The 5,361-nt window shown below is 67.8% G+C and carries 5 protein-coding genes; 1 reads left to right on the top strand and 4 read right to left on the bottom strand.

Features of this window, described 5'->3' with window-relative positions:
* Positions 1 to 437: FAD-dependent oxidoreductase (locus tag RMO40_RS05545; RefSeq protein WP_309717466.1), on the top strand; the 437-nt coding region annotated here is incomplete at its 5' end.
* 104 nt (positions 438 to 541) lie between these two features.
* On the opposite strand, the gene RMO40_RS05540 is transcribed toward RMO40_RS05545, so the two are convergent.
* The 4 genes from RMO40_RS05540 to RMO40_RS05525 form a co-directional block, all read right to left on the bottom strand.
* A complete protein-coding gene (locus RMO40_RS05540; protein ID WP_309717463.1) occupies positions 542 to 1,483 on the bottom strand; it encodes an NmrA family NAD(P)-binding protein in 942 nt (313 codons plus the stop codon).
* 14 nt (positions 1,484 to 1,497) lie between these two features.
* The gene (locus RMO40_RS05535; protein WP_309717460.1) at positions 1,498 to 4,272 is read right to left on the bottom strand and encodes an immunoglobulin domain-containing protein; all 2,775 of its coding nucleotides are present in this window, start codon (positions 4,270 to 4,272) and stop codon (positions 1,498 to 1,500) included.
* Positions 4,273 to 4,574: 302 nt separating this feature from the next.
* Positions 4,575 to 4,841 carry a hypothetical protein gene (locus RMO40_RS05530; protein ID WP_309717457.1) on the bottom strand — a complete coding sequence of 89 codons (267 nt, stop codon included), beginning with the start codon at positions 4,839 to 4,841 and terminating at the stop codon, positions 4,575 to 4,577.
* A gap of 26 nt (positions 4,842 to 4,867) precedes the next feature.
* A partial coding sequence (locus RMO40_RS05525) for a c-type cytochrome (protein WP_489660114.1) occupies positions 4,868 to 5,361 on the bottom strand: 494 nt, incomplete at its 5' end.

The raw sequence follows: 5,361 nt of genomic DNA, 5'->3' as shown, positions 1-5,361 counted from the left end.
TCAGCAAAGGCAACTACTACGCGCTGGCCGGCCGTGCGCCGTTTTCACGGCTGGTCTATCCCCTGCCGCAAGACGCCTGGCTGGGTGTGCACCTCACGCTCGACCTGGGCGGGCAGGCGCGTTTTGGCCCCGACGTGGAGTGGCTGCCCGACGAGGTGGCCGACGCGCCCCTCGACTACGTGGTTGACCCCGCACGCGCTGCCGGCTTTTACGCCGACGTGCGCCGCTACTGGCCGGGCCTGCCCGATGGCGCCTTGCAGCCGGCCTACAGCGGCATGCGCCCCAAGATTCACTCGCGCGACCAACCCGCGCCCGACTTCCGCATCGACGGGCCGCGCGAGCATGGCGTGGCGGGCCTGGTGAACCTGTTCGGCATCGAATCGCCGGGGTTGACCTCGTGCCTGGCCTTGGCCGACGAGGTGGTGAGTCGTCTCTGAGGCTGAGAACCTCTTCCGTTCGGGCTGAGCCTGTCGAAGCCAGCGCCGTGCACTGGGCCCTTCGACAGGCTCAGGGCGAACGGATGCCAAAATCCCTCAGTCTCTCAGCCCAAGGGCAGGGCACTGCGGTGCTGCGCCAGCCACTGGTCGAAGGTCTGCAGGCCGGCGTGCAACTGGCGAGATAGCGCAATCGGCCGCGAGCCGCAGAAGTCGGCCTCGAAGTCATGCTTGAACTGGAACATGTTGGCCAGGTCTTCCGCACCCGGGAAGCCCAGGCCGCGGTACACCTCGAACGGGATCGACTCGTAGCGCACCGGCTCGCCCAGTGCGCGTGACAAGGCAGCGGCCATGTCGTCACCGCTGAGGTGCTCGCCGGCAATGCCAACCGTCTTGCCGATGTAGGTGTCGCCGCCCTTGAAGAGGCCCAGGGCGCAGTGCCCGATGTCGGCGGCGGCGATGCCCGGCAGCTTCTTGGCGCCCATCGGCAGCGAGAACACGAGGCCACCATCGGCACCGCGCCGCGGCGCCATGCCGAAGTGGATCAGGTTGTCCCAGAAGAACGAGGTGCGAAGCGCGGTGGTCGGCACGCCCGAGGCGGCGAAAACCTCATCGGCCTCGCCCTTGGCGTCCATGTGCGGCACGTTGTATTGGCCCATCAACGTGGGCATGTAGCCGCTGCCCACGGGCAGCCAGCGGCGGGTGTCTTCGAGCGTCGACCAGATGAAGTGTTCGACGCCGGCTGCGGCAGCGGCAGTCGCCATGGCCTGGGCCTGCGCGCGCTCGCGCTCGGGCGAGAAGTGTTCCCAGAAGGCAGTGACGCCAAACACGCCGTGCACGCCCTCGAAGGCTTCGCGCAGGCTGGCCACGTCGTCGAGATCGGCTCGCACGGTTTCAACGCCGAGTGCACGTGCCTGTTCGCTGGTCGGGTTGCGGGTGATGGCGCGCACCTTGAAGGCGCGGCTCGGGTCGCTCTGGATGGCGCGCACGAGGCCGCCACCTTGGGCGCCGGTGGCGCCGATCACGGCAATGGTTTTGGGGGTGTTCATGAAGTCTTCCGATCTCAAAAGAAGTGACGGGTCTTGGCGGGCGCAACCGGTTTGGCCGCACCGATGCGGGCGCGTTTGATCGCCGAAGCGGTGAAGCCGGGTGGTGCTGTGACCACCTCGACCGCGAAGCCGGCCGCCGTGGCGCGCACCCGTGCCATCAGCTGGCCGTTGGCGGTGATCTCCACCACACCGCTGCCGCTGCTCAGCCGGCCTTGTGCATCGAAGTCGACCTGCACGAAGCCGTGGGACACGTAGGTCACACCGCCACGCGTGAAGCTCAGCTGCGTGTACTCCTGGCGCGACACCTGCGGGCGCGGCCCGGTGGCGGTGTTGACGCTGACGGTGTGCACGAGCACGTGGCCGCTGTTGAAGGTGGAGGCGGTGCCGCTGGCTAGGTCGGTCAGCAGCAAGCCGGCCGCCGGCATGAAGCGCAGGCGCTGGGTGTCGACGTTGCCGTTCAGGCTGCCGTCGACTTCCACGCGGGCTGTACCGTGCACACGCGTCGAGACCGGGTCGCCGTTGTCGTCGAGATCGCTGTTGACGAAGTGGGTGATCGTCGACTGCAGCGTGCCCACGCGGTGCGCCGCATCGGTGAAGTGGTAGGCCGCGCTGCTCAAGCCCTCGTAGCCGATGCCGAACTCGCCTGTGCAGGCTGCGAACTGTGCTGCGAGCGTGTGCTGGCCCAGCGGCAGGCTCTGGCCCACGGCGGGCACGGCGCCACCGTCGAGCGTGAGCGTGGCGTTGCCGCCGAGGCAGATCTGGTTGATGGCCTTGACGCGGAAGTCGTCTTCCACGAACTGCAGCGGCGCACCGGCGGCGTTGAGGCCATCGCTCCACAGCGACATCAGCTTCAGCACCTGCGCCTGCTGGTCTTCACTGCCCACGCTCACAGTGAGCGTGGCCGCGTTGCTGGCCACCTCGCCCTGGCCGTTGCTGACGATCACGCGGAACTGCGCGCCGTTGTCTGCCGCGCTCACCGCGTTGAGCGTGTAGCTGGCTTCGTTGGCGGCGGCAATGTTGTTGCCGTTGCGCTGCCATTGGTAGCCGATGGAGCCGCTGCCAGTGGCCGCCACGGCAAAGCTCGCGCTGCCGCCCACGCTGGCCACGACGCTGCTCGGCTGGGTGGTGATGACCGGTGCCGACTGCGGCGACACCACGGTGAGCGTGGCCGCCTGGCTCGTCACCGAATCCACCGCGTTGCTCACCCGCACGCTGAAGAGCGCAGCGTTGTCACCTGGCGTGGCGGTGAGTTGGTAGACGTTTTGTGTGGCGCCTGTGATGGGCATGCCGTTGCGCAGCCACTGGTAAACAAGCGGGCCGCTGCCTTGGGCCACCACTGCAAAGCTGGCTGTCTCACCGGCCGCGGCGGTCGCGTTCAGTGGCTGGGTGTTGATGCTGGGCGCCACGGGCGTGCTGTTCACGTTCAAGCGCGCGGCGGCGCTGGTGATGGTGCCGGCGGCGTTGGTGGCGGTCACGGTGAAGGTGGCGCCGTCGTCGGCCGCCGTCGTGTTGAAGACCCACAGCGCACTCGTGTTGCTGTTGGCGATGGGCTGGCCGTTGCGGCTCCAGCGGTAGGTGATGGGCTGCGTGCCTTCGGCCACGGCTTGCAGCAGCGCCGGTTGGCCGGCTTCGACCGTGGTGTTGCGCGGGTTTTGCATGATGCGTGGCGACAGGCGGCCGGGCACGGGCGAGGTCGAGGCTTCGAGGCGCATGCAATCACCGGCGATGCCGCCGCCGTTTTCGCCCACGGTCAGCTCGGTGATGGGCGTGACACGCGTGTCGGTGGCGGCCCAGATGCTGGTGATGGCGTTCTTGCGCACCGACATCGTGAAGCGGCCTTCGTTGTTGGTGATGGCGGAGGTGCGGCCCGAGTAGTCGCTGCCACTGCCGCTGACGATCACGCCGGAAGCGGGCGAGCCGTCCGGGTTTTGCACGCAGCCCTCGACCTCCACCGTTTCCGATTCGATGTCGGCATTCCAGTAGCTGTAGTGCGTCACGTCGCCCTGGTAGTAGCGCTCGCCGTTGGGCGCGGTGCGCAGCATGGCGATGCCTTCCTTGGTCCAACGGCCACTGGCTTCATCGAAGTGGAACAGCGGCACGTCGGCCGGCGGGTTGGGTGAGCGCGTCGACAGCGGGATGCGGATGCGTGCGTCGGTGTTGGGGGCGAGCTGCAGGCGACGGCCGTTGGCATCGCGCAGGTCGACCTTGATCGCGCCGAAGCTCTCGATGGCACGCACCTGGTTGCCTTGCAGCGTGGTGTAGCCGCCGGGCATGCGCTCGGGGTCGCGTGCTGGATCGACGTTGGTCACGCTGGCCGTCACCGGGCCCACCACAGGCGCGCCGGTCAGCGCATCGACCAGCGAGTTGGCTGGCACCTGGGCCTGCGCGGTGCTGCCGGGCAGGGTGAGCGTGGCGCCGGTTTCGGCATTGAACACTTGTGTGGGCGCGAGCCTGAGCAGCCGCACACGGACGGTGGCGGTGCTGTTGGTTGGCAGCTTGACGACGGCGACGTTGCTGCCATGGCCCGCGGCTTCGACTTGCACCGGCAGGCGCTCGCTCGCGGCGAGGCCGGTGAGCGTGAAGCGGCCATCGGCTTGCGATTGCACGCTGCGCCCGCCGGCGCTGATGCGGGCATTGGCCACGGGGGCGTCGGTGTCCATGTCGACCACGAGGCCGGTGACGCTGGCGCCGCCTGCAGGTGGGTTGTTCTTGTCGTCTTCGCCACCGCCGCAGGCGGTGAGAAGGAATGCGCTGGCCAGGGCGAGCAGCCAGGGGGTGGTGGGTTTCATGTGTAGACCAATTTCTAGTTCAGAGACGAGTTCAGAAACACGCCGTTCGTGCTGAGCCTGTCGAAGCCTGGTGCCGGTCGCATCACCCTTCGACAGGCTCAGGGCGAACGGAGCCAAGGCGAGCTCAGGGCGAATGGAGCCAAGGCGAGCTCAGGGCGAATGGAGCCCAGGCGAGTTCAGGGCAAGCGGAGCCAAGTCGAGTTTTCAAGTGGTGCGTTCACGCAAGCAGCCACCCAGCGCCACGCTGTTGCTGCCGGTGAGCAGCGTCAGCGATTCATGGCCAGGCGCATCGAGGCCGACGTTCACGTGCTGGCGCGCCGGCACTGTGAGTTGAAAACACCTTGCGGGCTGCTGGTCGCGGTGGCGACCGACCGGCCGTCTTCGCTGAAGGCGTGCACGCGGGTTGCGCGCGGCTGGTCGTTCTGGTCGACGACGCAGCCTTCCAGCTGCACTTGCAGCGCTGAACTGGCAGGGGTGGTGGTGGGTGGGGTGTCGGTGCTGCCACCGCCACAGGCGGTGAACAGGCATGCAGCGGCCACCGCCGCAACACGGGTGCGGACTAGGTTCATGGTTTATCTCCGAAGGGGTGTGGGGTTCAGCGCTTGCCGGCGGCCACGGGCGGCAGGCTCTTCAAGTGCAGGTACATGGCGCGCACGTCTGTGTCGTTCATCTCCTTGAGCGACAGGAAGGGCATGACCTGGCTCACCACCGTGCCGTCGGGGCGCTTGCCGGTCTTGAACATCTCGGCAAAGGCTTCGACGGTGGGGTAGTGCGCCATCACGCTGCCTTCGCCGGGCGTCAGGTTGGCGGCGGCCGGCCACTCGGGCGGTGCGCCCGGGATCTTGCCGCCCGAGAGCTGAGCACCGTGGCAGCCGATGCACGAGTTGGTGACGTAGGCACCGTGTTGCGCGTTCACCGTTTCTGGCACTGGCGTCGAGGGTGGCAACTTGTGGTCGATGATCTCCGCCGCGTCATGCATCACGCCGGTGGCGTACAAGGTTTTCACCAGCGGCGGCAGCTCGAGCACCGCGCTGCGGCCTTCGACCGGCGGCATCTGGCGGATGTAGGCCACCATCGCGGCGAGGTCGT

Source organism: Rhizobacter sp., assembly GCF_031412075.1.
In the GTDB taxonomy this organism is placed as follows: Bacteria; Pseudomonadota; Gammaproteobacteria; order Burkholderiales; family Burkholderiaceae_C; genus Rhizobacter.
Note: the sequence above shows the minus strand (reverse complement) of the source record. Positions and strands in the feature narration are given on the sequence as shown.

Excerpts from the sequence above, each read along its gene's own strand:
- RMO40_RS05540 (WP_309717463.1), bottom strand. The coding sequence starts at position 1,483 with ATGAACACCCCCAAAACCATTGCCGTGATCGGCGCCACCGGCGCCCAA.
- RMO40_RS05530 (WP_309717457.1), bottom strand. The coding sequence starts at position 4,841 with ATGAACCTAGTCCGCACCCGTGTTGCGGCGGTGGCCGCTGCATGCCTG.
- RMO40_RS05535 (WP_309717460.1), bottom strand. The coding sequence starts at position 4,272 with ATGAAACCCACCACCCCCTGGCTGCTCGCCCTGGCCAGCGCATTCCTT.